Genomic DNA, 1,277 nt, shown 5'->3' with positions numbered 1-1,277 from the left:
CAGGGCGACCATCTCGGCCTTCTCCTCGTCGCCCACATGCATGCCGAGCAGCATCGGCAGCCCGCGCTCGGCCGCGAGGCGCACACTGCGCGGCGAGGTGCAGGCGACGACCACCTCGGGGCCGTCCGTCTCGGTCAGGCACTCCGAGGGGCGGGGCACGACCGGCACCTCGCGGAAGCCGAACCGCTCGCCCGAGGCCCCGACCGCCGGCTCGCGCAGCCAGCGCAGCAGCAGATCGAGCGATTCCGGGAAGCCCTCCTCGTAGGCGCCCAGACCCGAGCCGAACACCTCCAGGTCGACCCAGGGCCCGCCGCGCCCCACGCCCAGCGAGAACCGCCCGCCGGAGGTGATGTGCAGCAGGGCGGCCTGCTCGCCCAGGGCCACCGGGTGCGCGGTCGGCAGTACGCTGACCGCGGTGCCGACGCGGAGCCGGCGGGTGCGGCCTAGCAGCAGGGCGGCCAGGGTGACCGCGGACGGACAGGTGCCGTACGGCACGAAGTGGTGCTCGGCCAGCCAGACCGAGTCGAGGCCCGCCTCCTCGGCGACCTCCGCGGAGCGGACCGCCCGGTGCAGCGCCTCCCCGTCGCCCTGGCCCGGGAACCGGGCCGCCAACACGAAACTACCTACGCGCATTGCTGTTTTCCTGCTTCCTTGGCTCCGACGCGGAGCTCCCCCAGCGGGCATAACCGTCTGACACGTGCCGAGGACACGGCCTGGCGGGGGGATTTGCGGATTGTCTGCAGAATCACGGGTCCGCGTGGGGGACTTGTGGGGGTTGGTTCCGTACGGATACCCCCATCCGTGCCGCGTAGGCTGGAGACGGCCCCCGTCCTGTATAGCTCCGTGAGGTGTTCCGTGTCCCCGCGTCGCAACCGATCCAAGGGCGCCGGTCCGTCCGGCCGCGGTGCCGGGGAGGACCGCTCCGGCCGTTACGGCGGCTGGCAGTCCTCGGAGGCCTGGCAGGGCGAGGACTGGAACGTCCGGCATGTGGCGGGCGCGAGCGCGCAGGGCAAGGCGTACCGCTGTCCCGGCTGCGACCAGCTGATCCCGGACGGCGTCCCGCACGTCGTCGCCTGGCCGGACCACGCGGGCGTCGACGACCGCCGGCACTGGCACAAGGCGTGCTGGAACGCGAAGGACCGCCGCACCACGCGGGTGCAGCGGTCCCGTAACGCGCCGAGGTTCTGAGCCTCCGCGCGGCGCCTAGGTCGTGTCTGTGTCACACACCCCTCACACGTCGCGCCGCTCCAGCAGCGCCCAGGCGCCCGCGAACGCGG

The 1,277-nt window shown here is 73.3% G+C and carries 2 protein-coding genes; one reads left to right on the top strand and one right to left on the bottom strand.

Translation table 11 applies throughout. The annotated features are described in order from the left end of the window. Positions 1-633, bottom strand: a 633-nt coding sequence (locus ACFY5C_RS41705) for an LLM class flavin-dependent oxidoreductase (protein ID WP_389455298.1), incomplete at its 3' end; no start/stop codon positions are given. 222 nt (positions 634-855) lie between these two features. On the opposite strand from ACFY5C_RS41705, the gene ACFY5C_RS41700 reads away from it, so the two are divergent. Continuing rightward, entirely contained in the window at positions 856-1,188 is a 333-nt protein-coding gene (locus tag ACFY5C_RS41700) for an ATP/GTP-binding protein (RefSeq protein WP_086866984.1), read from the top strand. Positions 1,189-1,277: the final 89 nt, after the last annotated feature.

Source organism: Streptomyces sp. NPDC012935, from assembly GCF_042900345.1.
Classification (GTDB): domain Bacteria; phylum Actinomycetota; class Actinomycetes; order Streptomycetales; family Streptomycetaceae; genus Streptomyces.
This window is presented reverse-complemented; position numbering and strand designations above follow the sequence as displayed.